This is a genomic window from Prolixibacter sp. DSM 2831 (assembly GCF_056493735.1).
In genome coordinates this window covers 1,927,802-1,952,887 of sequence record NZ_CM151379.1, presented here as the reverse complement: position 1 = coordinate 1,952,887, position 25,086 = coordinate 1,927,802, and the positions used below count along the sequence as shown (strand labels likewise).

Genomic DNA, 25,086 nt, shown 5'->3' with positions numbered 1-25,086 from the left:
ACGATGCTTATTTTTTAATCTACTTTCTTTCAGTTACTGAAGATATTTGGCATATTGCATATTGTAATACAACGATTTGTGATGAAGAAGAATGCCCCGGAAAAGTGGATAAAGGCCAAACTGACGGCAGGATTCCTGATTGTGTTTGTGATTGCTCTTTTGTTTTTCGGTATCAGCTATGTAAGCGTTGTTCGGGTAATCAAAAACCAGTCATATAACGACAGCTTCCCCCAGAAAATGGTACTTCTCAACAGGGTGCTTTCGCAAATGATTGAAGCGGAAGGATATGGCCGGATTTACGGTATCACCGAAGATCCGAAATTCAAGGAACTCTATCATAATAAGCGCGACTCTATCGAAATATTGGTAAACGATTTGCACCAGTATTTTAACGATTCGCTGGCGCTAAGTCAGATTGATACCATCCAGGGATTGTTCGCAGAGAAAGAACAATTGATGGAAAGTCTGATTCAAATCAACATCATCAATAAATACCGGAAACAATACGGAGAGCTAATCAGTGTTATTCCCGACACGCTGGAATACGAAATCACCACCACCAAATACACCTCCACGTTTGTCGACTCCATGGAGAAAAAAGGAGCTCCGATAAAACGCAATACGCTTCAAAAACTTTCTGATTTCCTTACAGGAAAAAAACCGGAACCAACAAAATACAAAGTTCCGGTCATCGAACAACGGGTCGATTCATCAAAAACGAGTCACGTCCGGAAAGATTCCACGTTAATTCAAATCAAGCGGGAACTATCACAATTCCAGGCGCAGCAAGCCAGATTTAACAGAGCGCTGAGTACTCAAGAGCAACAGTTGGTTAAGCTCGACAACCAGATTATGAACAAAATTCGGGAAGTTGTACAATCGCTCGAAGACGAAGCTTTCCACATGTCCGCCGTAAAGAGTCAGGAGATGGAGCAAATGCGGGGAAAAACCTTCAACCAACTGATTTATCTGGGAATTTCAGCGTTAATCATCTTTGCCTTATTCATTCTTTGGGTTAACCGTGACATTTTGCGCAGCCGCCGATTGAACGATCAGTTACGCTCGTCGAAGGACAAGGTAGATGAATTGCTGAAAGTAAAAGAGCAATTCCTTGCCAATATGAGCCACGAGATTCGGACACCGCTTACCTCTGTCATTGGCTTCGCGGAATTGCTTTCTGAAGGATTGGCCGACAAACCCCAGGCAAACATGGCTAAAACGCTACTTAGCTCAGCCCGTCACCTTCACCGGATGGTGAATGAGATTCTCGACTTTTCGAGAATAGAAGCAAACATGGTCAACCTGAGCGAAGATGAGATTGAAGCGAACGAGTTGATGAAAGAAGTCTTCGAAGAGATGAAGCTGGCTGCCCAGAACAAAAAAATTGGTTTCAGTTTCGAAGTCGAAGAAGGACTGCCCGATTTCAGCACCGACCGGATGCGATTGAAACAAGTGCTCATCAACCTGGTTGGAAACGCGATTAAGTTTACACAGGAAGGATACGTTAAATTCACCGTCAAACGGGAGGATCATAAACTGGCCTTTGCCGTTACCGATACAGGTATTGGTATTCCGGAAGACCAAAAAGAGGAAATTTTTGAAGAATTCTCCCAAGTCGATAACTCGAAAACGAAACAGACCGGCGGAACAGGTTTAGGACTCTCGATTAGCCGCAGACTAATTAAATTAATGGGAGGCGCTATTTGGCTGGAAGGCGAAGAAGGCAAAGGAAGTACCTTCCACTTTACCATTCCGCTGAAAGAAGCTACCGGCAATCAACTGAAGGATGAAGTCATAACGCCCGATTTCCTTGCTGGAAAAAAGGTACTTTGTATTGATGATGACCCATTGGTACACCAGTTGCTGGAAGCGCTCATTCGTGATATGAACGGTGAAAAAACTTCGGCCTACACACCTGTTGAAGCCCTGAATTATCTTAAAAAAGAAACTTTCGATTTGATTGTTTCCGACGTACAAATGCCGGATACCGACGGGATTTCGTTAGCCAGAACCATCCGCAAAGAATTCAGTTCGTACACACCGGTATTGATTCTCACTGCCAATCTGAGTGAAAGCCGCATGGAAGAGATTTCTCAGATCGAAAATGTGTGGGCCATGCCGAAACCATTTACCCGTATTTCTTTGGCCCAAAAGTTCCATGCCATTCTCAACGGAAAAGATATCGAAGACCTCGAGCGAAAAGAGAGGACACAGGCAAGTTTCAGCCTCGATGAGATCAAAACCTTTTCAGGCGATGACGATGGCCTGCTACGCACTGTAACAGAAACATTCATCCTCAACGCAGACGAAAGTATTGCATCGCTGAAAAAAATGGAGAAAGAAAATGATGTGCCGGGAATAAGAAAAACCGCTCATAAGATGTTGACCGGCTTCCGGCAATTTGCCATTTCGGATGGAGTCGTTATTCTGAAGCATTTGGAAACAGTAGAAGATGATCCCTCCAAGCGGGATACCATACGCGCATCCATTATTGCACTGAGTCAGTTATGGAATGATGTCAGGGCACTTATCAACGAAGAAGTATTGTCTTAGAGCTCGATGTCGTACAAATGAAGTTTATTGTACAGCGTTTTTCTGTCGATACCCAGCAATTTGGCCGTCTTGGTTTTGTTGTAACGTGTTTTCTCTAACGCCTGCAAAATCGCCTCTTTCTCGGAAATATTCTTAATCTCTTTCAGGTCGTTGACCGGTTGAGCATTTTCCGGCTGGCTTTTCACAGAGTTGTTGCGGTAGATTTCTTCAGGAAGTACTTCGCGGTTGATTTTCTCATGTTTGCAAAGCAGAACAGCTCGCCGAATAACATTCCTCATTTCTCGCAAGTTGCCCGGCCAATCGTATTGAGTAAAAATGCGTTTAACTTCATCGTCAAATCCAATTATTGACTTCCCGAATTCAGCCACGGCATCTTCGAGGAAAAACTCTGCAAACATCATCAGGTCACCGTCTCTCTCATGCAAGGGAGCTAAAGTCAACGTAAACTCATTCAAACGATGGTATAAATCTTCGCGAAAGCGACCTTCGTCGACGGCTTGTTTCAGATTCTCATTCGTTGCTGCAATTATCCTCGCTTTAATCGGGAATTCACTATTTCCGCCCACTTTGCGCCCCATTCGCTCCTGAATAGCCCGCAAAAGTTTCATCTGTACATCGTAAGATAGATTGCCAATCTCATCGAGAAAAATAGTTCCCTCCCCCACTGCTTCGAAGTGACCCGTCTTATCGTTCACTGCTCCTGTAAACGAACCTTTTACATGACCAAACAACTCACTGGCAGCAATATCGGGGTGCAACGCGCCACAATCGACCGCTACAAACGGTGCCTTTTTCCGTTTACTCAACTCGTGAATCCGGCGGGCAACATATTCTTTTCCTGTACCGCTGTCACCTATAATCAAAACCGAAATGTCAGTCGGCGCAACTACGCGGATATGCTCTTCTGTTCTTTTGGATTCCTCACTGCTCCCTACCAGAAATTTTCGACCATTTTGCACTGGTTCTTTTGTCTTCTTTTCCTGTGTTTCACGCTTTTTCAGTCCCTCTTTAATAACGTGAAAAAGTTCATCGGAATTAACAGGCTTGGTCACATATTCAAATGCCCCCAACTTAACAGCTTCAACAGCTACCCTAATATCAGAATAGGCGGTAATAAGGATGACAACTGTCGCAGGCGTAATTTTCTTACTCTCTTTTAACACATCAATACCGGTTCCATCAGGCAAGCGGTAATCGGTTAAAATTAAGTCATAGGAATTCTTTGCCAATGATTGACTGGCTTTCTCATAATCATGTGCCGTATCGGCATCAAAGCCTTTTCGTTTTAAAAACCCCTGCAATAACATGCAGAAGGAGGTATCGTCATCAACAATCAGTAATCGGGGCATGTCCATTAATATCAGGCAAAGATTATCGGTAAAAAAATCGGTTCGCGAATAAAGATAAAATTTTTAGGTCGAAACCCTTTTATTCAACGCGCAAAAGGTAAATGATATTATACAATTAAAAAATAAAAAAGCGGATTGTTCAAACAACCCGCTTTTATGTGAAAAACTTTAAATCGGTAGGATTTCTGACCTACCTTAGTGAATTCTCTCAAAACCTAATTTATAAGAACGCTTGACGTTACTCTGTTTAAACAATGGGAGCAGAATCGGCAGCCATCCCCCTTTTTTATGGCTGCCTTCATCTTTTCCCGGTCTTTCATGAGCAGTCAATAAAAATTTTGTGCCGTTTGTACCAGGATGAACAACCGGGTAATATCCCACCATTACACCGGAAGTTTTTATATTCCTGTTATTTCCGACACATCTTGCGATAATAAACCTAAACCTAAATTCTGAATGTGTCGTCAATTGAAGCTGCCCCATAGCGGCCAACCGTGCCAGGAAAACCACCCGGGAACAGCTTTGACTAAACAATACAAGTATGAACGGTATTTAGAAATCTACGATTTAAAGTTTGTTCGTGAACAGTAAATGTCCGTAGTGTCTTCACAATTGGTTTTTTATTTATTACTGGAATTTACTGCTCCAAAGCTTACCGGATTATGATTCCGGCTCGTATTTACTACCATCTTCATTGTAGGTGGCAGTCATGTTCTGTCCATTTAACTGGAGAACTACTTTATATACTTTTGATCCATCTTCTGTGGTCGCAACTGAAGCCTGGCTGATTATGGCATCTTTGTAGTCGTTGGCAACAGATTTGGTTACCGCTTCCGGCAAATCAGCCACATCAACCGAAATGAATTTCAGTTCCGATTCCATCACAACAGATGAATTCGTTGTTTTAGAAACTGAATTGGCAGCATTAGCGACATAGCCTGTGCCAAGAGCAAAAACTAAAACCAATGGGATTAATACTTTCTTCATAACTAACTCGTTTTAATACAATTGTTAATATTTAGAAATTTGCTGGTGATTTGAGTCTTTTTATTTAATTGATTTGATAACGTGAGCCATCTGCTTTAAACATGATCGATTCTTCCCGGCCTTCCACGTTCAAAATCACTTTGTACAATTTTGTTCCATCACTCAAATTAGCCACATAAGCCCCGGTAATCGTTGCATCTTTAAACTGGTCACTTACCGATTCTCTAATTGCCTGAGGCAGTTCGTTGACGCTAACTTGTCTGAAGTCGGGCTTTGCCCAGACATTCATTATCTCCAAACGACCCGAAAAAACCGGGCTGGCATTTACTGCATATATGGTGGCCATCGAAAAAAGTATGGCTACCGTAAAAAATAACTTCTTCATATCCCCTTTTTAAAATCAATCTCCTCCTCAAAAATTATTTTCTATTAGCCTCATCAAAAATCAATCGTCCCTACCTGGAATATATTTACTTCCATCCGCTTCATAATAAGCAATCCTAACGCTTCCTTCTACATTCAGGAACAGCTTGTAAAGAACCATTCCGCAGGGAAGACGACTTTTGTATGCCTGTGATATCGACACCTGGCGATATTCACTCTTAACAGCCAGACTGACAAACGCCGGAACATCTGATAATTCAATACGGTCAAAATCAATTTTGAACTCCATCGCCATTTGCCTTCCCGCAGAATCATCCTGCGCAAAAACCGGCTTACCAGGCATCAGTGAAAAAACAGCAATCAATCCTATGGCGGACAACAATCGCATATTCCTCATTTTTAATCTAATTCTGCAATTGAGCAACATACCTTTCGCCATCGGCTTTGTACACTACATTGCTTATGCCTGACGTCGACCTGAAAGTCAATCGGTAAACCAACATACCACTTATCGTCCCTGCAATTACTTGATTTGATAAGCGACATCCTGTCAACTCTTCAGCAACCGATTCCTTCACAGCCATTGGCAAATCACTCAACTGGATAACCTCAAAAACCACTTGTTCCACAGAAGAGTCATTCATCGAATGCTCATTTTCTATTTGTCCGGTAATACCTGCTGAGGAAACCGGGAGCAAAAGAAACTCTATGGAAGAGTAATTTTTCATGTTAATTCATTTATTAATTCAAAGTATCTGCTTGTCTTCGGTACTACTTATAGAAAAGGTTGTGCCAAAACCGGGGAGACAGGAACCACATTTCCTGTAAAACACATTATACTTGCCGTTTACGACAAATATTTTTTCCAAATAAACAATTATGATAAAACAGAATCAAATCAACATGTAGAATCAATTCCACAGTTTGAGTACACAGCTTGTGGAGTTACAAAGGGTTTGTAGAAGAAAATACAGGAAGGATATAGTCAAAATAACAGTAAGAGAATAATACACAGCCTAATGCATGATTAAAATCAGACTTTTATACTGCCGTAAAACAGAAATGTTAAAAAACATCTATACTATTCACTTATAACCAGTTAAACACATATCGTTTTGAAAAACTGTCATTTGAAGGCACTAAATCGGAAACAACACCCGTTACATCAACATATATTGATAACTGGAGCCGTATGCTGTATAACCTGTTTGCTTTTTTCTGTTCGGTGTAACATGTAAATTGGCATTACAGAATACAAAATAACATGATGATATTACAAATAAAGTAAACCACCAAACAACAAATTCAAACCCAACTAGAATGAATAGAACTACAGAATTACAGACAGTTAAATCTTTTCAGGAACAAAAGAGAAGATTTAAGAACAGGATTGTGAAAGAGATCATCAGTAAAGATGAAAGATTGACGGAAATCAGAGATTTCTGGGGAAAGAGCCCGAAGGCATTAACCGAAATTCTGATTGTCCATGAACTGGATGAGGGAATAACTTTCGACTACACGGATCATTATAAGATTCCACCGTCAGTCGACGCTGAGATTGAAATGATTTTCAAAGAGATCTTCTTATCATAGGCCGGAATTTTCCGGCTTTTTTTGTGCTTACATCTACTGAATACGTTTCAGTTACGGGGTAATATGCGCCCATTCACTGCCTTCTCAATAAACAGCACGTTAGCAGCCAACTACTTCCTTTGTCCAATGCTCTTAAACGGTTTCGATAAAAGGTGACGTATCGCCACTCCGGGACGATAAAACATCATCCTGGGTCCCGACCAACGCATTACTTCACGAATTCTTTCGCGCATTGCAGGTTTGTAGCAATGAACCGGACATTGTTTGCAAGCGGGCTTTTCGTCACCAAACACACAATTGTCCAATCGTTTCGCTGCATAATCAAGCAGCTCTTGACAATCAGAACAAATTCCTCCCACTCAATGATTTTGTCGGCAATACAACTCAACCATGAGGGTCACAACCTGCTTTTCTTTAACGCATTTTCCGATCATTGACAACACTATTAGCTGAAAAGTAAATTCCCACTGAACCATGTCCGGCGGGAATAAAAAACGAATTAACCTATTAACTACTTCGTGTGCTTATAAATTGGCTTTGATCATGGTCAACAGCATTTTAAATGATTCAGTCGCTTCAACGGCATGAGTAATATTGGAAGGAAGAATGATGGCTTCCCCCGTTCCTAGCTCCGCACGCTTATCACCAACAGTAATTGTAGCTTTCCCTTCCACAACCTGTACCAGTGCATCGAAAGGTGCAGTATGAGGACTCAGGCCCTGCCCCTTGTCAAAAGCAAATAGCGTAATGGTACCGGTCGGTTCTTTGATGATGGTTTTACTGACCACCGCTCCTTCAGCATACTCAATGCCGGAAGCAACGCTAAACTGTTTTCCTTTCTCCATAACTTGCTTGCTCTTTTTTTGATGAGCCCGACCGGCCCCGATTTCTCCTCTATCCAACTCACTATCCATTCCGGGAAACCGATTGAGTCATCATCTTCACTTTTCAATCCAAAAACTGCAGTCCAACCTGCTTTGTTATGCTAAACCAATCAAAAATTGAATAATTCTTTATAGGGCCTTGCTTTTTATTGGCCGGCCGGAGAAAAAATACTCCGACCGGCTTTTATTAGCCAATCAACCTAAACTTAACCCATGAAAACCTCAATATCTTCGTCGACTGTTTTAATTCCTGCAATTCCAAAGTTTTCTACCAATACATTTGCCACGTTTGGTGAGAGGAATGCCGGAAGTGTCGGTCCGAGATGAATATTTTTTACACCGAGATAGAGCAGCGCCAGCAACACAATCACAGCCTTCTGTTCGTACCACGCAATGTTGTATGCAATCGGCAACTCATTGATGTCATTCAGTTCAAAAACTTCTTTCAGTTTCAACGCGATTACTGCCAATGAATAAGAGTCGTTACACTGTCCTGCATCCAATACACGAGGAATACCACCGATATCACCCAGAGGCAGCTTGTTATAACGATATTTGGCACAACCAGCAGTCAGAATGACGGTTCCTTCCGGAAGTTTATCAGCAAATTCGGTATAGTAATCGCGGCTTTTCATGCGACCGTCGCAACCAGCCATTACAAAGAATTTCTTAATAGCACCGGTCTTAACTGCATCAACTACTTTATCAGCCAGTTGCATCACCTGGTTATGCGCAAATCCGCCTACAATCGTTCCGGTTTCCAACTCTGTCGGTGCAGCACATTTTTTCGCATGTTCGATAATTTCAGAAAAATCTTTCGGTTCACCATCTTTCCGGGGTGCAATATGTTTTACTCCGTCGAAACCAGCAGCTCCGGTAGTATAAACCCGGTCTTTGTACGAATCAGCAGGAGGAACCAAACAGTTAGTTGTCAGCAACACCGGTCCGTTGAACGCTTCAAATTCCTCTTTTTGCTTCCACCATGCGTTACCGTAGTTACCGACAAAGTGTTCATACTTCTTGAAAGCCGGATAATAGTTAGCAGGCAACATTTCGCTGTGCGTATAAATATCCACGCCGGTTCCTTCAGTTTGCTTCAACAATTCTTCAAAATCTTTCAAATCATGACCGCTGACCAAAATGCCGGGATTCTTTTTTACGCCAAGATTTACCTCTGTAATTTCGGGGTTACCATAGCTTTCAGTATTCGCTTGATCGAGCAATGCCATCACGTCCACGCCATACTTTCCGGTCTCCAGCGTCAGGGCAACCAAATCGTCAGCCGAAAGAGTATCGTCGGTAGTTGCTGCCAAAGCCTTTTGCATGAAAGCATACAACTCTTTCTTTTCGTAGCCAAGATTAAAAGCGTGCTCAGCATAAGCAGCCATTCCTTTCACACCATAAACAATCAACTCACGCAACGAACGAACATCAGGGTTGGCAGTCGATAGAACACCAATTGAAACAGCTTTTTCCTCGAAAGCCTCCAGTGTGTCAGCTTCCCATGTTAATGATTCATGATTTGAAGAAAGCTTTCCACCTTCCGCTTCAAAGCGGTTTTTCAATTCGGCACGCAATTTCAACCCTTCCCGAATTTTCTCTTCAATCTTCTTCTTGTCGAAATTAGCGTTGGTAATCGTCATGAATAGGGCATCAAATACAAATCGATTCACCGGTTCCCATTCAATTCCCATCTGGCGTGCTTCCTGAGCGTATATCGATAATCCTTTGGTAACAAAGACCAGTAAGTCCTGCAAGTTGGCTACATCATCGGTTTTTCCGCAAACTCCCTTGATGGTACAACCTTCGCCTCTAGCGGCTTCCTGACATTGAAAACAAAACATACTCATGATAATTCGTTTTAAAGATTAAGTTTTATGATTAACTGTTGATTTAAAATCACTTTTGCACTTTTCTATACCCACTCTTCTTCGAGAACTTCGCCCCGAATACTTACCGTAATGGCTTTTACCGGAACCTTCCGGCTGGCTCGAAGCGTAGCCATTTGAACCAGCTGCTGTAAGCCACCGCAGCAAGGAACCTCCATCATTAGAACCGTTATCGTGTTCACCTTTGCTTCGTTGATGAGTGTAATTAACTTTTCGAGATAAATTTCTTTGCCGGAATCAAGTTTAGGACAAGCAATAACCAGCGATTTATCTTTCAAATAATTTTGATGGAAATCCCCCAATGTAAAAGCTGTACAATCGGCTGCCACCAGCAAATCGGCACCGCGGAAATAAGGAGCTACCGGGTTGATAAGATGCATCTGCACTGGCCATTGACGAAGTTGAGAAGCCAATGAACCATTCTCGCCTTTAGGTGCCAATTTCAACTCTTCCGGATTAAAAACAACGGTCTGAGAGCTCGGACATCCTCCTCCACAACTGTTTCCGTTTACCGGCTTCGGCTCAGCGTGAACAGCATCCTTCACCGCCTGAACAGAAAAAGGTAAATTCTCCTCGTTTTCCACCAAATACCCCATTCCCTGCTTCAGAAATCCTGTCTCGTTATGTTCACGCAAATGCTTCAGATGAGCCACCACCGTATTGAAACCTTTGCTCACCATAATCTCTATCACCTTCACCTCATCATACGGTTGCGCTTCGCGTTTTTCAATCGTAATAGCTCCTTCCGGACAGTGTCCGATACAAGCTCCCAAACCATCGCACATCAAATCGCTGATTAGAACTGCCTTCCCGTCAATAATCTGCAATGCACCTTCGTGGCAATTAGGAACACAAAGACCACAACCAGTGCATTTCTCTTCGTCTATATGGATGATGTCACGTTTCATAATTTCGTTTTCTTTATTGCTGTTGTTTAAATTTTACACTACAAATGTAGAGTGCCACCTACCGGAAAAGTGTAACAGCTGTTACAAAATGGTATATTTGTATAAAAATTCTCTGAGATGAATACTATTCTAACGCTATCGCCCATATTTAAAGGACTTCAACCAACAGAAGTAGAAAATCTGCTGGGCGAGGTTCCACATCAGATACGACACTTCCACAAAGATGATTTACTGGCCGTAGCCGGAGAAGAAGTAAGAGCAGCAATGATTCTTTTGGAAGGAAAACTTCAGGGTGAAATGGTTGACTTTAGTGGAAACAGTTTGAAAATAGAAGAACTACTCCCTCCACAAATGGTTGCAGCCGGTTTCCTTTTCGGGAAAAACAGCCGCTTCCCGGTTAACCTGTCAGCCATGGCTGATGGCAAAATGCTCATCATACTGAAACCTAATTTCACGCGACTGTTAAGTCTCGACAATCGAGTATTGAATAACTTCCTGAATATTATCAGCGATAAAGCACAGTTTCTTTCGAGGAAAATCAGTTTCCTTAATTTTAAGACCATTCGTGAGAAAATCGCCTTCTTCCTGTTACAACATTATAAACCAGGATTTCGAAATATTTTATTAAAACAAAATCAGCAAAGCCTCGCCGAGATGTTTGGAGTAGCCCGCCCCTCGTTGGCACGAACAATAAGCGAATTGCAACGAGAAGGAATACTGGAGTGGCGGCGTGGCGAGGTAGAGGTAAAAAATGCTGATGCACTAAAAAATCTATTGCAATGAAACCCCTACTAATTATTAGTAAATTTACCGATAAACACCATTTATAAGTATTTTTACCGATAAAAACACATTAGCATATTTACCGATATTTATTATTTATTAGTATTTTTACTAATAAATTATTTTCCTAAACAGATGAATTCATTTCTGCAATGAAAAACAGGGCAACCATTTCGTGCGATATCGTTTCCTCAACAGCTCTATCGGCAGAAAGCCGGGATATTCTAACAACTAAGCTAAGAGGCTTGGTAAAGAAACTTACGAAACATTTTGAAAAAGAAGGCTTTTATGGTCGTATCCTGAAAGGAGATTACATCGAATGCGCTCTGGAAGAACCGGATGTTGCATTGCGTGTAGCCCTTCTTATCAAAACCTTTGTCCGCTCACTTGAACTTCCAAAACCCAAATACGAAAACAAACGGCTTAAATACTTTAAAGAACACGGCGTACGAATAGCCATTGCAGTAGCTCCGTTAGAGAATTACCAGCCCGTAAAAGGCGTAATGGATGGAGAAGCCATTTACCTTTCGGGAAGAGCGCTAAACCGCAAAGACACCTACGACAAGCAAAAAGTCATTATCAAAAAAACACTATACTTCCTCTCGTCCGACCAGGCACTTGAAGATTTATACGAAACAATACTCGAAATGCTGGACGTAATTCTCGCGCGTTGTTCGGCCAAACAGTGTGAAGTAGTATTTCATAAATTATTGAATAAATCAGAAGTCGAGATCGCCAAAATTCTCAAAAAAAATCAATCAACTATCAATCAGCATTCGACGGCCGCCGGCTGGAATGCTATATACAGAGCTGTTTCGTACTTCGAAGAAAACATACACTGACATGATGATTACCCTCCTATTCCTTCAGCTAACGGCACACCTGGTAGCCGATTTCCTTCTTCAGAGCGAACACTGGAGCTTGCAAAAGGAAAAGAAAATAATCAGCAAAATTCATATTTTCCACATTATCATTGTCTTTGCCTCATCATGGCTCTTTTCACTGCAATTAGCGTTTTGGTCAGTTGCACTCGGCCTGACTATTTTGCACTTTCTGACAGATGTTATTAAGAGTCTAATCAGAGTGAAATGGAACAAAGATTGGTTCTTTATCGACCAGTTTGCTCACATTATAATCATTACAGCAATCGTTTGGTTATATGTTGATTCGGGTATGAATCAACTACCAGTTTTCATCACTCCTCGGATAGCTGCCATTATATTTGCTTACACTCTCTGTGTTAAACCATCCAACATCATCATCCGATACATTTTTCGGTATTTCTCGGTGAAAGCACCTGTTGAAACAGAAGAAGAAAACGGAGGCGGCTTACCCAATGCTGGCAAACTAATCGGTATCACCGAACGTCTTCTTGTACTCACACTAGTCTTATTGCAGCAATATTCGGTGGTTGGTTTCATCATTGCCGCTAAATCTATTCTGCGTTTTAGCGATGCTCAAAAGACAGAGTATGTATTAGTCGGAACCTTATTGAGTTTTGGAATCGCTATTTTAATGGGGGTAATGGTCGGCTACTTTTAGCACTTCACACCAACTCGTTTAACCAATTCTCAATCATCTGCTGGCCATTCGGCGTCATAATTGATTCAGGATGGAATTGTATTCCCCTGATAGGCCAGCTTCGGTGCCGCAAAGCCATAATATTTCCGGTTTCGCCCCGGGCTGTTATTTCCAGCTCTTCCGGAAAACTGGCATCATCTACCGCCCAAGAATGATAAAGACCTGCTTCAAAGACTACTGGTATATTTTCGAAAAGGACATCCGGAACCAAAGTTTCTGTTCGGATAACCGTTCCATGATAAATAGCATCAAGGTGTTTTAGCTTTCCGCCAAGGGCTTCGGCAATAGCCTGATGGCCCAAACACACACCTAATATCGGAATTTGCGGTCCCAGCTCACAAATAATTTTGCCCATCAACGGCGCATCCCCAGGCAATCCAGGACCGGGCGAAAAGATAATACCATCGAAGTCAGCGACCTCGCTAAGGGAAATTTCATCATTTTTTCGGATAACCACATCGGCCCCTTGCCACTGCTCAACCAGCTGCACCAGATTGTAGGTAAACGAATCGTAGTTGTCTAAAATCAGCACCCGCATCGGGAAAAGTATTAGTTTTGATGCGCAAAACTACACCATTCTTTGGCATGAGTGAACACTTCACAGAAAAAATGAACCGGCTGGCTGTACAACATAAGCCGTTTTTGTTTGTCCTCGACTTCGACCTCGAAGCTCCACTGATACTCACACTTACTGAAGCTGAAAGGCAGGGTATTTTGTTCGAAATTAATGGACAACGCAATTTTCAGCCAGTTTTTCCCGTGAAAAAAGCAGTACAGTTCGAAAAACAGCCAATTCCGTTTTCGAATTATCGAAAAGGCTTTGATAATGTAATGCGTCATATCCGGCATGGTAATTCGTTTCTCACCAACCTGACCTTTCCCACAACAGTGGAAACCAACTTAACATTTGAAGAAATCTTTCACCAGAGTAAAGCGCCTTACAAATTGCTACTTCCCGGAAAATGTGTGGTGTTTTCACCAGAGATTTTTGTCAAAGTCACCGACGGAAAGATTTCCTCTTACCCAATGAAAGGAACCATCGATGCAGCTATTCCAGATGCTGCTAACAGAATATTAAATGATCGGAAAGAAACTGCCGAGCACAACACCATCGTCGATTTGATACGGAACGATTTATCAATGGTGGCAAAAGATGTCCACGTTTCCCGTTTTCGGTACATTGAAGAGGTAAAGACCCACGAAAAAACGCTGCTCCAGGTTAGTTCGGAAATTTCAGGTAAACTCCCTTCATATTATCATTCCAACATTGGAACCATTATAGCCACATTGCTACCAGCCGGTTCTATTTCCGGGGCACCGAAACAAAAAACAATCGAAATCATTAAGGAATCGGAAATCGATGAGCGTGGATATTACACCGGTGTATTCGGTTTTTTCGATGGTCAAAATATCGACTCTGCCGTCATGATTCGTTATATTGAACAAAAAAACAGTCAAACGATATTCCGCAGTGGCGGAGGCATCACTGTATTCAGTGAGCCTGAGAAAGAATACCAGGAAATGATTGACAAAGTATATGTGCCGATTCATTGAAACCATATGTATCCGAAACGGCGAGCCCGAAAGACTTTCGTGGCACAACACCCGGTTGAACCGAACTCGCAAGGAGGTATTCAACCTGGACGCGGAAATCGATTTAACCAACAATCTGAATATTCCTGCGGAAGCAAAAAATGGCCTGTTCAAATGCCGCGTTACCTACCGGGAAACTATCGATAAAGTAGAGTGCGAGCCTTATTCAATGCGAGCGGTTCATTCTCTTCGCTTGGTGAATGCCGATGATGTTGACTACCGATACAAATATGCCAATCGAGAAAACCTGCAGGATTTGTTTTCTCAGCGCGGTGATGCCGACGGCGTGCTGTTGGTCAAAAATGGCTTCATTACCGACACATCATATGCCAATATCGTTTTCCGGAAAGGAGACAAATGGTTCACTCCTGATACGCCGCTGCTTCCAGGCACTCGTAGGGCCTGTTACCTAAAAGAAAGTAAAATTGAAGCGATTCCTATTCAGCCGGAAATGTTATCAGAATTCGACGAAACACGCATTATCAACGCAATGATTTCGTTGGAAGAATCGCCCACAATTCCTATAGAAAATATAAAATGGTAAGTATTTAGCGAAGAATAATTTCGCGGATAACCTTACGACCTACGTGGTTGTTCATCGCATCCACAATCTGGTGCCGCATCATAAACAACTCGTTACGCACGATAGAGGAACGGAGATGCACATACAACACGCCATTTTTGATATAAATGTTGGTGGTAGCACGCGCAATCGTTTTCCCGATAATGGCCTCCCATGAATTGATCGCTTCCACTTCGGCAAGTTTTCCGTCCATCCGCGATTCCTTCAGGTATTCCTTAATCACACTACCTAACGACTGTGTCTCACTTCTGCGCATCTCTATTGCTTTTTTTTTGAAGGTATTCTTTATTTCAAAAGTATAAAGGGAAAACCACAATAGCGCCGTCGGTCGCTAATTGTTTTCAACAACTTTTGGTTCACCGCCATTATTTCCATTCTCGGTAACGGCACCATCGGTTACCCGGAATATGCGGTAATCAGCCCCTACCCGGGGAATAATCTGGTCGAGATGTTCGCGGTTGGTATCGGTAATGAAAATCTGTCCAAATGTGTTTCCCGAAACCAGTTTGACGATCTTCTCCACTCGTTCGCCATCGAGTTTGTCAAAAATATCATCGAGAAGAAGAATCGGCATCGCTTGATTCACTGAACGAATAAAGTCGAATTGTGCGAGCTTCAAAGCGACCAGATACGTTTTTTTCTGGCCTTGTGATCCCATTTTCTTCATAGGAAAATCGCCCAACTTTAGCTCCAAATCGTCTTTATGAATTCCCACGGAAGTGAATTGCAACACTCTATCGCGCTGAAGCGCTTCCTTCAGTTGCCCTTCAAAATCGCCGTCATTCAACTGCGATTGATATTCTAAAGTCACCTGCTCATGCCCGTCCGATATGAAGTCATAATATTTCTGGAAAATAGGTTGCAACTCTCCCAGAAATTCTTGTCTGCGCTTGTTAATTTTCTCCCCTAACATCACCAGTTGTGCATCCCACACTTCGAGGTTATCAGGCTCGAATACGCGATTGGCAGCAAAGTATTTTAGCAAGTTATTACGCTGCAACAATGCCCGGTTGTACCTAATCAACTGATCGAGATATTGGCGATCGTTTTGCGAAATCACACTGTCCATGAACTTACGACGTTCGTCGCTTCCGCCCATAATCAAACTCGTGTCCGATGGAGAAATCATTACCAACGGCAACAAGCCAATGTGCTCTGACAGTCGCTTATACTCTTTCTTATTACGGCGGAATTTCTTCTTCTGCCCCTTCTGAAATCCACAATAAATGTTTTCATCCTCATCCAGCCGGCTATACTGTCCCTGCAACACAAAAAACTCTTCCTCGTGACGGATATTCTGCGAATCAACCGAGTTGAAATAGCTTTTGCAGAAAGAAAGATAATAGATCCCGTCCAACAGGTTGGTTTTCCCAACACCGTTATTCCCGATGAAACAATTCAGTTTGTGCGAAAACTCTAACTCGACCTGCTCGAGGTTCTTAAAATTGATGACAGATAATTCCTTTATGTACATGAATGAGTGTGATTGAGGGAAATAATCCGGCTACAAAACTAATAAATAATCGTCCGGAACAGTTGTTTGCCGATTCCGATTTAATATTCAATCTGTTTTTCAATTACTTAATCAGAAATGTCCCAATAAATTTCTTTTGGCACCGACATTATATTTTTATGATCAAAAATACCAATGGTTCCTGAAAAAAATTTATTTTTGCCTTCACGTTTACACGACCTGATAATAAAGACATAATAAATAAGATGAGTAAAGGAAAAAACAAACACACCGGCGAAAACCTGCAGGAAGTTGAACACGCGTTGACCTCAACTGAACAATTTTTTGAAAAGAATCAGAAAATCATCACTTACATTTTTGGTGCGGGCGTAGTTGTAGCCATTCTCTTTCTGGCTTTCCACCGGTATTATAAAATTCCGCGTGAGAAAAAGGCACAGTCTCAGATGTTTGTTGCCGAACAATATTTCCAGAAAGATTCGTTCAACCTGGCTCTTAACGGCGATGGTAACTATCCCGGATTTCTCGACATTTTAGATGAATATGGAAGTACCTCTTCAGGTCATCTGGCACGTTATTATACCGGAATCTCTTACCTACATCTTGGTAAATACGAGCAGGCCATTGAATATCTTGATGATTTCAGCACCGACGATCCGCTGATTGGCCCGATTGCCAAAGGAGCTACCGGTGATGCATATGCCGAACTGGGTAATAACGACAAAGCAGTTAGCCGCTACATGGACGCTGCCAATATGAACGACAATCAATTCACCACGCCTATTTACCTGATGAAGGCAGGCAACCTGTACGAAACGATGGGTAAATATGATGATGCATTGAAAGTTTACAAAACAGTAAAAGAAAAGTACCCGGAAAGCAACGAGGGACGTCAAATTGACAAATACATTGCCCGCGTTGAAATCCTGGCAAAAAAATAAAACGAATTAGTTTTCGATAAAGCAATCCCCTTCGTTTCGGAACGGAGGGGATTTTTTATCTTTGCAAAAATCCTGAAAAAATGGCTACAAAAGATTTATCTGCATACGACATGGAAAAAGTTCCATCGGCCGAAAACATGAAATTCGGTATTGTGGTATCGGAATGGAACTATGAAGTAACTGGGGCATTGGCTCGTGGTGCTGTTGAAACATTGAAAAAGCATGGAGCAAAAGACGATAACATTCGGGTAAAACACGTACCCGGAAGTTTTGAACTAACCCTGGGCGGTCAGCTTTTTGCTGAAAATACCGACGTAGATGCTGTTCTGTTACTCGGTTGTGTGATACAGGGAGAAACCCGGCACTTCGATTTTATTTGTGAAGGTGTTTCGCAAGGAGCAACTCATTTGAACATGAAATTCAATTTGCCTATAATTTTCGGCGTTTTAACGACCGATAATCAGCAACAGGCACTCGACCGTGCCGGCGGCAAACATGGCAACAAAGGCGACGAAGCAGCCATTACCGCCATCAAAATGGTTGCCCTGCAGCGTGATTTCGAAAATGGCGAATAACAGAACTACACAAGATATTGCATTCAAGCTGTTCAGATTGAGCAGCTTTTTTTGTGACATAAATTCTGCTTAAGCATAAAAAAAGAGCAGCCCGATTATGGGACTGCTCTTTTTATTTTATTGAGAATATCTTTTTCGATTATTTCTTTGGGGCTTCCATGCCACGCTGGCGAGCCATATCTTCCAAACGTTTCTGGAATTTCGACTTCTTCGCTGGCTTCTTCTGCTTAGCTGTAATCTGCTTGCGAATCTTATCTTCATCGATAGCTTTCTTGAAGATGAACATCTGCAGGAAGGTCAGCAACAGCGACAGGAAGTAATACAAACTCAAACCTGCTGCATAGTTATTGAAGATGAACAGGAACATCACCGGCATCAAATACATCATCGTCTTCATTCCCGGCATCTGTTGTGTTCCGGCCGCATTCATTTCGTTATTCATCTTAATGTAGAAGACATTGGTAACGGTCATCAACAAACAGAACAAACTAACGTGATCACCATAAAACGGAATGGTAAACGGCAAATGCAGAATCGAGTCATACGACGACAAGTCGTGTGCCCACAAGAAACTCTGTTGACGCAACTCGATGGATACCGGGAAGAACCGGAACATCGCAATCAGAATCGGGAACTGAAATAGCATGGGCAAACAACCTCCCATGGGATTCACCCCGGCTTTCTTGTAAAGTGCCATCGTAGCCTGCTGAGATTCCATCGCCTTATCTTTGCCATACTTGGCCTTGATCTCGTCAATTTCCGGTTTCAACGCACGCATTTTCGCCTGCGACAAATACGACTTGTAAGTAAACGGTGAAATAATGAGCTTGATGTAAATAGTCAGCAACAGAATGATAATTCCAAAATTGTTGATGTACCTGCGAAGGAAATCAAACGCCGGAATCACAATAAACTTGTTTACCCAACCAATAATTGTCCATCCCAGATTCATCTCCTGATCAAGCTGAAGCTTGTATTGTTTAAGGACATTATACTGGTTCGGACCAAAGAACATCTTCATCGGAACGTTCTGCGTCTTGGCATTGTCAACCGGAATGGTTACATCGGCCGAGAAATCTGCCAGGTAGTTCGGATTATCTTCAGTTTTGTTGCTTTTAATTTTTGCACTGGTGAAGCTGTTATCGGCAATCAGAATGGAAGAGAAAAACAGCTGCTTAAATCCGATCCACTTCACGCTGGTTGTCAAATCCTTGCTATCGGATTTTGAAGAGCTCAGGCTGTTCACCTCATCCTGATGATACTTGTAATAGATAGTCGTGTAACGATCCTCGCCGTATTTCGATTTCTTCTCCTGACGAGGAACATCGATGGCCCAGTTAAAGCTCATATAAGCATTACCGCCAATCAATTGACTAAGTCCCTGCGAGCGAATATTGAAATCCATCATGTACGAGTTGTACTTGATGGTATAAACATATTCGATGAATTTGCCATTTCCGGCATTTACTCGCATCGTCAATGTTTTCGAACCTCCCGGATGGTCTTCGTTAAAATTGATACGCCCTTCTTTTCCTTTCGGAACTTTCGGTCCGGTTGCAACAAGGCTATCAGAGCTTACTGAAGGAGTAAAATACAGTTTGTCCGTTTCAATGCTTCTGTTTTGTGAGAAGAAATTCAAACCGAAACGGTTGGCATCACCACTAAACAATACCAATGGTTTGCCGTCGTATCTTTTATAATTTTTTAATTCTACCGAATAAATCCGTCCCCCTTTCGTGGAGACCTTTACTTTCATCAGGTTATTTTCCAGCGTAACGAACTTCTCAGTTCCGACAGCTGCATCGCCAAAGGCGCCATACTCGTCTTTCCGGTTTTCACTTGCCGGTGCAGTCTTTGCTGCTGTTGTCGAATCAGCTTTTTCCTGTGGCTGTTGAGTAGTCGTAGCTTCCTGAGCTTTTTTCTCAGCAATACGTTGTTGTTCGGCCTGAACCTGCTCAATTGAGTCGCGCTTGCGCTTGGCAGCCTCGACTTCTTCCTTCGAAGGTTTATTAAAATAACTGAATGTAATCAGTATGACAAAAATGAGAACAAGTCCGCTAATGGTATTTCTATCCATAGGAGTCTTTTACAACTATTTAATTATTTACTTCTTACTTTTCAATACAGCTGAAACAAACGCTACAAACAACGGGTGCGGTTTCAGAACCGTACTGCTGTATTCAGGATGGAACTGTACACCAACAAACCATGGATGTTCCGGGATTTCCATAACCTCAACCAAACGGGTTTCCGGATTGGTTCCAACAGCCTTCATACCGGCACTTTCAAAATCTTTCAAATATTTATCATTGAACTCATAGCGGTGACGATGACGTTCATGAACTTTTCCTTTATTATACGCAGCAAAAGCTTTCGAATCTTTTTTCAGTTGACAGGAGTAAGCACCGAGTCGCATGGTTCCGCCTTTCTCGATAATGCCTTTCTGCTCTTCCATCAAGTCTATAACCGGATACTTTGTGGAAGGGTTCATTTCACTTGAATCGGCACCACACATATTGAGTACATTCTGTGCAAACTCAATGACCGCGATTTGCATTCCTAAACAAATACCGAAGAATGGAATTTTGTTTTCCCGTGCATACTGTGTGGCCAGTATTTTTCCTTCAATACCACGATGTCCGAATCCCGGTGCCACCAAAATTCCGTCGCATCCTTTTAGTTTACGCTCCAGGTTCTCCTGCGTAACACGCTCAGAGTGAATCCAGGCTATATCAACTTCAGCTTCATTGGCCGCGCCTGCGTGTATTAATGCTTCGGAAATGGATTTATACGCGTCATGCAACTCCACGTATTTTCCGACGAGGCCAATCTTTATTTTTTGCTTCGGATTCTTGCACCGATACAGAAAATCATTCCAGGCTTCCAGCTGAGGAGAGACGCCAAGAGGCAGTCCGAGTTTTTTCAACACGATTTCATCGAGCTGCTCTTCCTTCATCTTTATCGGCACCTCATAAATAGTGGGTACATCAATCGATTCAATAACAGCCTCTTTTTCGACGTTACAGAACAGTGCCACTTTACGCTTGATATCCGGAGTTAACTGATGCTCGGTACGCAATACCAACACATCGGGCTGTACTCCATTTTCAAGCAATGTCTTCACGGAATGTTGTGTAGGCTTTGTTTTTAGCTCTCCGGAAGCAGACAAATAGGGAACCAACGTAAGATGAACAAAAAGCGCATTCTCACCCAACTCCCACTTCAACTGCCGAACTGCTTCGATATAGGGCAATGATTCGATGTCACCAACCGTTCCACCAATCTCTGAAATTACAACATCAAATTTCCGCTTCGAGCCGAGATATTTGATGTAGCGCTTAATTTCGTCTGTAATATGAGGAATAATCTGAACAGTCTTACCCAAATAATCGCCCCGGCGCTCTTTGTTGATAACCGATTGGTAAATACGGCCGGTAGTAACGTTATTGGCTTGCGAAGTGGGTGTATTCAGAAAACGTTCATAATGTCCCAGATCCAAGTCGGTTTCTGCACCGTCTTCTGTTACAAAACACTCTCCATGCTCGTACGGATTCAATGTTCCGGGATCGACGTTAATGTATGGATCAAGCTTTTGAATGGTCACCTTGTATCCTCTGGATTGCAATAACTTAGCCAAAGAAGAAGCTATGATCCCTTTCCCCAGCGAAGAGGTTACACCGCCGGTCACAAAAATATACTTCGTTGCTGCCACGTTCCTATGATTTTTTGAGCTTTTTGAAAGTATGCAAAGTAACGAATAAAATCTGAAGAGGTGAAGTCTAAAATTAAATTTAGGGTAAATCTGAGCATGAAAAAGCCCGTTGCCATTCAGTAACGGGCTCTCTTATACTTTATGTAAATCTACCGGGACTCTTCTTCCAGTCCATCAATGATTTCAATTTTTGATTTCAGGTAGTTGATTTGAGAGGTTATCCGATCAATCTTCGACTGAACATTGTCAGCTAACGACTGAGCGCCTTCCGAATCGCCAAAGAAACCAATGTTATTCTGCAGTGTTCCCAGATCACTTTCCAACTGCTTGATGCGCGAAACGTTACGGTCGCGTTCGTTATTGATGCGACTCCATCCGCGCGGAATGGTCATCCAGTGTACCATCTTGTTCCGGAACTTGTACAGGTTACGTTCCTGTTCGTCCATTTCAATTTTATCGAATTGCTCGTTGATGCCATCCCGGAATTTCGATTCCACATCGTCTTTTCTCCGGAAAGGTACGCGGCCGGTTTCCTTCCAGCGTTCCTGGAATTCAGCCAACGTAGCAACATCTGCCTCAACATCTCCGGAAGGTTTGAAATTGCCGACCTCCTCAATCAACGCTTTTTTGGCTTTGAGGTGCTCTTCCTGTTCATCCGTCATACCGGAGAAATGCGAACCTTTTTTGTTGAAAAATTCATCACAGGCAGCACGAAACCGTTTCCAAACAATGTCACTCTGTTTTCTTGGTACCGGCCCGATTGCCTTCCACTTTTTCTGCAAAGCAATCAGCTTATCGGTTGTACCTTTCCAATCGGTACTGTCCTTTATTTCCTCAGCCTGCTCACATATCTCTATTTTCTTCGCCAGGTTCTCGTGAAGCTTTTCCTTGCTCTTGGCCCAGAATTCACGTTTTTTTCTGAAAAAAGTATCGTTGGCAGCACGGAAACGTTCCCAAACGAGGGTGTTATCTTTTCTTGGCGCAAATCCAATGGTTTTCCATTCTTTCTGCAGAGCGATAATTTTCTCAGTCATCTCATTCCACTCACGTGGATTGGTTGAATCGAAAATTGCAAACTCCTCTGCTCTTTCGCAGAGCTCAACCTTTTTCTCAAGATTCTCTTTTTGCTTACTTCGCTCCTCTTCAAAATATTGCTGGTATCGTTTATTGATAATAGTCGTTGCTGCTTTGAAACGCTCCCACAACTCTTGCTTATTTTCCCTTGGCACAGGTCCAATCTCACGCCACATCTCGTGCAGCTTCTGAAGCTGACGGAACGTTTTCACCGCATTGGATTCGTCCTCAGCCAACACTTCAGCCTTTTCACACAACCCAATCTTCTTATCCATGTTCTTTTTCAGGTCAAGATCACGGAGTTCGCGGTTTATCTTAATGTAGTCGTAAAAATTCTCTACATGATGGTGGTAATTCTCCCACAGGTCTTTCACTCTTCCCTGTGGAACCTGTCCCAGATCACGCCAGCGGGCCTGCAGTGCATTAAATTCCTGAAAAGTCGCATTTATCGACTCTTCCTTATTAATCAACGCTTTCAGCTCTTCTATAACCTCCAGCTTCTTCTGATAATTTTCCTCTTTCTGAACCTCTTGTCTGCGATGATATTCGGTCCTAAGATTTTTAAATTCTTTCAGAAGATCTTTCAGGTCATTCTCATACGGGTCGGGCTCGGGATGAAAATCCGCCTCATTTCCTCCTTCATCAATAAAAGCTTTCTTCTGCTCTTCCAGCTCTGTATTATGTAGCTTGTAAAAATTGGCTTTGATGGCTTCTATCTGTGGGCGAATATCTTCGCTGATGCCATTGGGAAGAATTTTTCGGAAAGTATTGATCAACTGAACCTTGTTATATCCCGAATAATCGACCGAGGCCTTATCGACAGCCTCTTCGTCACTTTCAGTCTCCTCTTCGTCTTCATCAACGTCGTCAGGGTCTTTCTCCAGATCCATGGACTCATCCTCTGAACTACCTTCCGGTTTTTCAGTACTCTCTTCTTCTTTTGAAGTATTTTCTTCCGAGGTTTCTACAACAGGCTCTTCACCTTTTTTGATCGCCTCGCTCTCCTCTTTATTTTCGTCAACTTCTTTCGGCTCCTTCTCCGAATCAATAATGGATTCATCCTCTGAACTATCCGCCGACTTTTCGGGAGCTTCTTCCTCATTGGAAGCTTCTACTTTCGAAGCATCTGCAACAGACTCCTTATCAGCAGATTTTTCATCTGCAGTCTCCGATGAAGACACAGCTTCCTCCTGTGCAAGTTGTTCTTCCGGATCGTCTACCTGCTTCTTCTTTTCGGGTTGCTGTTCATTTGCGTGTTGCTCATTGTCAACCGGCGTTTGTCCCTCTTTCGAGACTTCTTCATTTTCTACCCTCTCGTTCAAATTACGAGATTCGTCGTTGTGCTCTGGCATAGCCGAGTTTTTTAGTTCGTTGGACTCCATCAATAATCGAATTTGACCCAAAACACAAAAGCACTTAAGCCTTTGTTATTCTTACGAAAATATAGAATTGAGGGTTAATCCTCAAAGAAAATAAACATATATTTTGAATTTAGCAAAAAGAAGGGGGCTGCGTGATTATTTCGCAGCCCCCATAATTCAAAACCTAACTTGCTATATTACTGTTAACCAATCTTAATTGTCCGAGGTCCCTTATCAATATTCTCTTCGCGTTTCGGCAACCTGATTTCGAGAATACCGTTGCTAAAGCCTGCAGTGATGTTTTCAGTATCAACCGAATCAGGCATCGAGAAACGACGGACGAAGTCTCCGGCTACAAACTCGCGGGTGGTATAACGTGCCGCTTCCTGTTCTTTTTTTGCAGATTCGCCTTTAATGGTGAGAATTTCTTTCTCAAGATTTATATTGATTTGTTCTTTGGTAAAACCAGGAGCCACCAATTCGATGACAAACTGATCTTTTTCTTCTTTCACATTTGCTTTCGGACGACTTGAAGCAAAGCTGTCGTTCCAAACTGAATCGTTAAACAATCTGTCCAACAAATCATTGTTTGATTTCATTTTCGGATGTGCGTTCGGGTAAGTCATTAAGTTTAACATGATATTTTCCTCCTTATTACGTTAATTTCTTGAATGTTTTTTCAATTTCTGACCTACTTTATTCAAACGATATACCATTCCATAAATCTTATCAATTTCAAAACAAACAATGCCACATTGACATCTCTGTCGAATTCATTGCGCCATTATGGCATAACCACACAAAATCAAGCAGACAAAAAGGGTAATTGAAAAGGAGTATTGAGATACTCAAAGGGGAAATTCTA

26 protein-coding genes are annotated in these 25,086 nt (G+C 42.3%); 9 read left to right on the top strand and 17 right to left on the bottom strand.

Annotated elements, in window-relative coordinates:
* The first annotated feature begins 81 nt into the window (after positions 1-81).
* On the top strand, positions 82-2,553 hold the full coding sequence (locus tag AC060N_RS07825; protein WP_479526600.1) for an ATP-binding protein: 2,472 nt from the start codon (positions 82-84) through the stop codon (positions 2,551-2,553).
* Here the strand turns inward: AC060N_RS07825 and AC060N_RS07820 are convergent.
* From AC060N_RS07820 to AC060N_RS07795, 6 genes are all read right to left on the bottom strand, one after another.
* Positions 2,550-3,902: a sigma-54-dependent transcriptional regulator gene (locus AC060N_RS07820; protein ID WP_479526599.1), complete on the bottom strand. Its 1,353-nt coding sequence runs from the start codon at positions 3,900-3,902 to the stop codon at positions 2,550-2,552. The genes AC060N_RS07825 and AC060N_RS07820 overlap by 4 nt on opposite strands.
* Before the next feature lie 195 nt (positions 3,903-4,097).
* Entirely contained in the window at positions 4,098-4,286 is a 189-nt protein-coding gene (locus AC060N_RS07815) for a hypothetical protein (RefSeq protein ID WP_479526598.1), read from the bottom strand.
* A gap of 276 nt (positions 4,287-4,562) precedes the next feature.
* The gene (locus tag AC060N_RS07810) at positions 4,563-4,889 is read right to left on the bottom strand and encodes a hypothetical protein (RefSeq protein WP_479526597.1); all 327 of its coding nucleotides are present in this window, start codon (positions 4,887-4,889) and stop codon (positions 4,563-4,565) included.
* A gap of 64 nt (positions 4,890-4,953) precedes the next feature.
* A complete protein-coding gene (locus AC060N_RS07805; protein WP_479526596.1) occupies positions 4,954-5,274 on the bottom strand; it encodes a hypothetical protein in 321 nt (106 codons plus the stop codon).
* Between the two features lie 60 nt (positions 5,275-5,334).
* Complete coding sequence (locus tag AC060N_RS07800; RefSeq protein ID WP_479526595.1) at positions 5,335-5,661, bottom strand: hypothetical protein; 327 nt, start codon at positions 5,659-5,661, stop codon at positions 5,335-5,337.
* A 16-nt stretch (positions 5,662-5,677) separates the two neighbouring features.
* Positions 5,678-6,001 carry a hypothetical protein gene (locus AC060N_RS07795; RefSeq protein WP_479526594.1) on the bottom strand — a complete coding sequence of 108 codons (324 nt, stop codon included), beginning with the start codon at positions 5,999-6,001 and terminating at the stop codon, positions 5,678-5,680.
* Between the two features lie 592 nt (positions 6,002-6,593).
* On the opposite strand from AC060N_RS07795, the gene AC060N_RS07790 reads away from it, so the two are divergent.
* Entirely contained in the window at positions 6,594-6,866 is a 273-nt protein-coding gene (locus AC060N_RS07790; protein ID WP_479526593.1) for a hypothetical protein, read from the top strand.
* Positions 6,867-6,976: 110 nt separating this feature from the next.
* Here the strand turns inward: AC060N_RS07790 and AC060N_RS07785 are convergent, their stop codons facing one another.
* From AC060N_RS07785 to AC060N_RS07770, 4 genes are all read right to left on the bottom strand, one after another.
* A complete protein-coding gene (locus AC060N_RS07785; protein ID WP_479526592.1) occupies positions 6,977-7,225 on the bottom strand; it encodes a nitrous oxide-stimulated promoter family protein in 249 nt (82 codons plus the stop codon).
* A gap of 165 nt (positions 7,226-7,390) precedes the next feature.
* The gene (locus tag AC060N_RS07780) at positions 7,391-7,711 is read right to left on the bottom strand and encodes a cupin domain-containing protein (protein ID WP_479526591.1); all 321 of its coding nucleotides are present in this window, start codon (positions 7,709-7,711) and stop codon (positions 7,391-7,393) included.
* Positions 7,712-7,956: 245 nt separating this feature from the next.
* Positions 7,957-9,600 (bottom strand): hydroxylamine reductase, encoded by a 1,644-nt coding sequence (hcp, locus tag AC060N_RS07775; RefSeq protein ID WP_479526590.1) that lies wholly within the window; start codon positions 9,598-9,600, stop codon positions 7,957-7,959.
* A gap of 65 nt (positions 9,601-9,665) precedes the next feature.
* Positions 9,666-10,547: an ATP-binding protein gene (locus tag AC060N_RS07770; protein ID WP_479526589.1), complete on the bottom strand. Its 882-nt coding sequence runs from the start codon at positions 10,545-10,547 to the stop codon at positions 9,666-9,668.
* Positions 10,548-10,664: 117 nt separating this feature from the next.
* Here AC060N_RS07770 and AC060N_RS07765 point away from each other — a divergent pair, with 117 nt between their 5' ends.
* From AC060N_RS07765 to AC060N_RS07755, 3 genes are all read left to right on the top strand, one after another.
* On the top strand, positions 10,665-11,330 hold the full coding sequence (locus AC060N_RS07765; RefSeq protein ID WP_463234963.1) for a Crp/Fnr family transcriptional regulator: 666 nt from the start codon (positions 10,665-10,667) through the stop codon (positions 11,328-11,330).
* Positions 11,331-11,482: 152 nt separating this feature from the next.
* On the top strand, positions 11,483-12,172 hold the full coding sequence (locus AC060N_RS07760) for a hypothetical protein (RefSeq protein ID WP_463234965.1): 690 nt from the start codon (positions 11,483-11,485) through the stop codon (positions 12,170-12,172).
* Between the two features lies 1 nt (position 12,173).
* The gene (locus AC060N_RS07755; protein WP_479526588.1) at positions 12,174-12,872 is read left to right on the top strand and encodes a DUF3307 domain-containing protein; all 699 of its coding nucleotides are present in this window, start codon (positions 12,174-12,176) and stop codon (positions 12,870-12,872) included.
* Between the two features lie 4 nt (positions 12,873-12,876).
* On the opposite strand, the gene AC060N_RS07750 is transcribed toward AC060N_RS07755, so the two are convergent.
* Positions 12,877-13,449: an anthranilate synthase component II gene (locus AC060N_RS07750; RefSeq protein WP_479526587.1), complete on the bottom strand. Its 573-nt coding sequence runs from the start codon at positions 13,447-13,449 to the stop codon at positions 12,877-12,879.
* Positions 13,450-13,469: 20 nt separating this feature from the next.
* Here AC060N_RS07750 and AC060N_RS07745 point away from each other — a divergent pair, with 20 nt between their 5' ends.
* Positions 13,470-14,465: an aminodeoxychorismate synthase component I gene (locus tag AC060N_RS07745; RefSeq protein WP_479526586.1), complete on the top strand. Its 996-nt coding sequence runs from the start codon at positions 13,470-13,472 to the stop codon at positions 14,463-14,465.
* Complete coding sequence (locus tag AC060N_RS07740; RefSeq protein WP_479526585.1) at positions 14,449-15,048, top strand: aminotransferase class IV; 600 nt, start codon at positions 14,449-14,451, stop codon at positions 15,046-15,048. The genes AC060N_RS07745 and AC060N_RS07740 overlap by 17 nt, the downstream gene beginning before the upstream one ends.
* A 4-nt stretch (positions 15,049-15,052) precedes the next feature.
* On the opposite strand, the gene AC060N_RS07735 is transcribed toward AC060N_RS07740, so the two are convergent.
* Positions 15,053-15,343, bottom strand: coding sequence for a DciA family protein (locus AC060N_RS07735; protein ID WP_463237506.1), 291 nt, complete (start codon positions 15,341-15,343; stop codon positions 15,053-15,055).
* Positions 15,344-15,418: 75 nt separating this feature from the next.
* Positions 15,419-16,561 carry a DNA replication/repair protein RecF gene (gene recF, locus AC060N_RS07730; RefSeq protein WP_463237504.1) on the bottom strand — a complete coding sequence of 381 codons (1,143 nt, stop codon included), beginning with the start codon at positions 16,559-16,561 and terminating at the stop codon, positions 15,419-15,421.
* A 245-nt stretch (positions 16,562-16,806) separates the two neighbouring features.
* Between recF and AC060N_RS07725 the strand changes: the two genes are divergently transcribed.
* Positions 16,807-17,499, top strand: a complete 693-nt coding sequence (locus tag AC060N_RS07725) for a tetratricopeptide repeat protein (protein ID WP_479526584.1) — start codon at positions 16,807-16,809, stop codon at positions 17,497-17,499.
* A gap of 80 nt (positions 17,500-17,579) precedes the next feature.
* Positions 17,580-18,074 carry a 6,7-dimethyl-8-ribityllumazine synthase gene (ribH, locus tag AC060N_RS07720; RefSeq protein ID WP_479526583.1) on the top strand — a complete coding sequence of 165 codons (495 nt, stop codon included), beginning with the start codon at positions 17,580-17,582 and terminating at the stop codon, positions 18,072-18,074.
* A gap of 139 nt (positions 18,075-18,213) precedes the next feature.
* On the opposite strand, the gene yidC is transcribed toward ribH, so the two are convergent.
* The 4 genes from yidC to AC060N_RS07700 all read right to left on the bottom strand — a co-directional run bounded on the left by yidC (position 18,214) and on the right by AC060N_RS07700 (position 24,820).
* Complete coding sequence (gene yidC, locus AC060N_RS07715) at positions 18,214-20,151, bottom strand: membrane protein insertase YidC (protein ID WP_479526582.1); 1,938 nt, start codon at positions 20,149-20,151, stop codon at positions 18,214-18,216.
* 27 nt (positions 20,152-20,178) lie between these two features.
* Entirely contained in the window at positions 20,179-21,786 is a 1,608-nt protein-coding gene (locus tag AC060N_RS07710; protein WP_479526581.1) for a CTP synthase, read from the bottom strand.
* Positions 21,787-21,935: 149 nt separating this feature from the next.
* Positions 21,936-24,212 (bottom strand): DUF349 domain-containing protein, encoded by a 2,277-nt coding sequence (locus AC060N_RS07705; protein WP_479526580.1) that lies wholly within the window; start codon positions 24,210-24,212, stop codon positions 21,936-21,938.
* Between the two features lie 212 nt (positions 24,213-24,424).
* Positions 24,425-24,820 carry an Hsp20/alpha crystallin family protein gene (locus AC060N_RS07700; RefSeq protein ID WP_479526579.1) on the bottom strand — a complete coding sequence of 132 codons (396 nt, stop codon included), beginning with the start codon at positions 24,818-24,820 and terminating at the stop codon, positions 24,425-24,427.
* Between the last annotated feature and the right edge of the window lie 266 nt (positions 24,821-25,086).

What these genes read in the sequence shown, in the direction of transcription:
- AC060N_RS07825 (WP_479526600.1), top strand. Translation starts at nt 82, where the DNA reads ATGAAGAAGAATGCCCCGGAAAAGTGGATAAAGGCCAAACTGACGGCA.
- AC060N_RS07820 (WP_479526599.1), bottom strand. Translation starts at nt 3,902, where the DNA reads ATGCCCCGATTACTGATTGTTGATGACGATACCTCCTTCTGCATGTTA.
- AC060N_RS07815 (WP_479526598.1), bottom strand. Translation starts at nt 4,286, where the DNA reads ATGGTGGGATATTACCCGGTTGTTCATCCTGGTACAAACGGCACAAAA.
- AC060N_RS07810 (WP_479526597.1), bottom strand. Translation starts at nt 4,889, where the DNA reads ATGAAGAAAGTATTAATCCCATTGGTTTTAGTTTTTGCTCTTGGCACA.
- AC060N_RS07805 (WP_479526596.1), bottom strand. Translation starts at nt 5,274, where the DNA reads ATGAAGAAGTTATTTTTTACGGTAGCCATACTTTTTTCGATGGCCACC.
- AC060N_RS07800 (WP_479526595.1), bottom strand. Translation starts at nt 5,661, where the DNA reads ATGCGATTGTTGTCCGCCATAGGATTGATTGCTGTTTTTTCACTGATG.
- AC060N_RS07795 (WP_479526594.1), bottom strand. Translation starts at nt 6,001, where the DNA reads ATGAAAAATTACTCTTCCATAGAGTTTCTTTTGCTCCCGGTTTCCTCA.
- AC060N_RS07790 (WP_479526593.1), top strand. Translation starts at nt 6,594, where the DNA reads ATGAATAGAACTACAGAATTACAGACAGTTAAATCTTTTCAGGAACAA.
- AC060N_RS07780 (WP_479526591.1), bottom strand. Translation starts at nt 7,711, where the DNA reads ATGGAGAAAGGAAAACAGTTTAGCGTTGCTTCCGGCATTGAGTATGCT.
- hcp (WP_479526590.1), bottom strand. Translation starts at nt 9,600, where the DNA reads ATGAGTATGTTTTGTTTTCAATGTCAGGAAGCCGCTAGAGGCGAAGGT.
- AC060N_RS07770 (WP_479526589.1), bottom strand. Translation starts at nt 10,547, where the DNA reads ATGAAACGTGACATCATCCATATAGACGAAGAGAAATGCACTGGTTGT.
- AC060N_RS07765 (WP_463234963.1), top strand. Translation starts at nt 10,665, where the DNA reads ATGAATACTATTCTAACGCTATCGCCCATATTTAAAGGACTTCAACCA.
- AC060N_RS07760 (WP_463234965.1), top strand. Translation starts at nt 11,483, where the DNA reads ATGAAAAACAGGGCAACCATTTCGTGCGATATCGTTTCCTCAACAGCT.
- AC060N_RS07755 (WP_479526588.1), top strand. Translation starts at nt 12,174, where the DNA reads ATGATGATTACCCTCCTATTCCTTCAGCTAACGGCACACCTGGTAGCC.
- AC060N_RS07750 (WP_479526587.1), bottom strand. Translation starts at nt 13,449, where the DNA reads ATGCGGGTGCTGATTTTAGACAACTACGATTCGTTTACCTACAATCTG.
- AC060N_RS07745 (WP_479526586.1), top strand. Translation starts at nt 13,470, where the DNA reads ATGCGCAAAACTACACCATTCTTTGGCATGAGTGAACACTTCACAGAA.
- AC060N_RS07740 (WP_479526585.1), top strand. Translation starts at nt 14,449, where the DNA reads ATGTGCCGATTCATTGAAACCATATGTATCCGAAACGGCGAGCCCGAA.
- AC060N_RS07735 (WP_463237506.1), bottom strand. Translation starts at nt 15,343, where the DNA reads ATGCGCAGAAGTGAGACACAGTCGTTAGGTAGTGTGATTAAGGAATAC.
- recF (WP_463237504.1), bottom strand. Translation starts at nt 16,561, where the DNA reads ATGTACATAAAGGAATTATCTGTCATCAATTTTAAGAACCTCGAGCAG.
- AC060N_RS07725 (WP_479526584.1), top strand. Translation starts at nt 16,807, where the DNA reads ATGAGTAAAGGAAAAAACAAACACACCGGCGAAAACCTGCAGGAAGTT.
- ribH (WP_479526583.1), top strand. Translation starts at nt 17,580, where the DNA reads ATGGCTACAAAAGATTTATCTGCATACGACATGGAAAAAGTTCCATCG.
- yidC (WP_479526582.1), bottom strand. Translation starts at nt 20,151, where the DNA reads ATGGATAGAAATACCATTAGCGGACTTGTTCTCATTTTTGTCATACTG.
- AC060N_RS07705 (WP_479526580.1), bottom strand. Translation starts at nt 24,212, where the DNA reads ATGCCAGAGCACAACGACGAATCTCGTAATTTGAACGAGAGGGTAGAA.
- AC060N_RS07700 (WP_479526579.1), bottom strand. Translation starts at nt 24,820, where the DNA reads ATGAAATCAAACAATGATTTGTTGGACAGATTGTTTAACGATTCAGTT.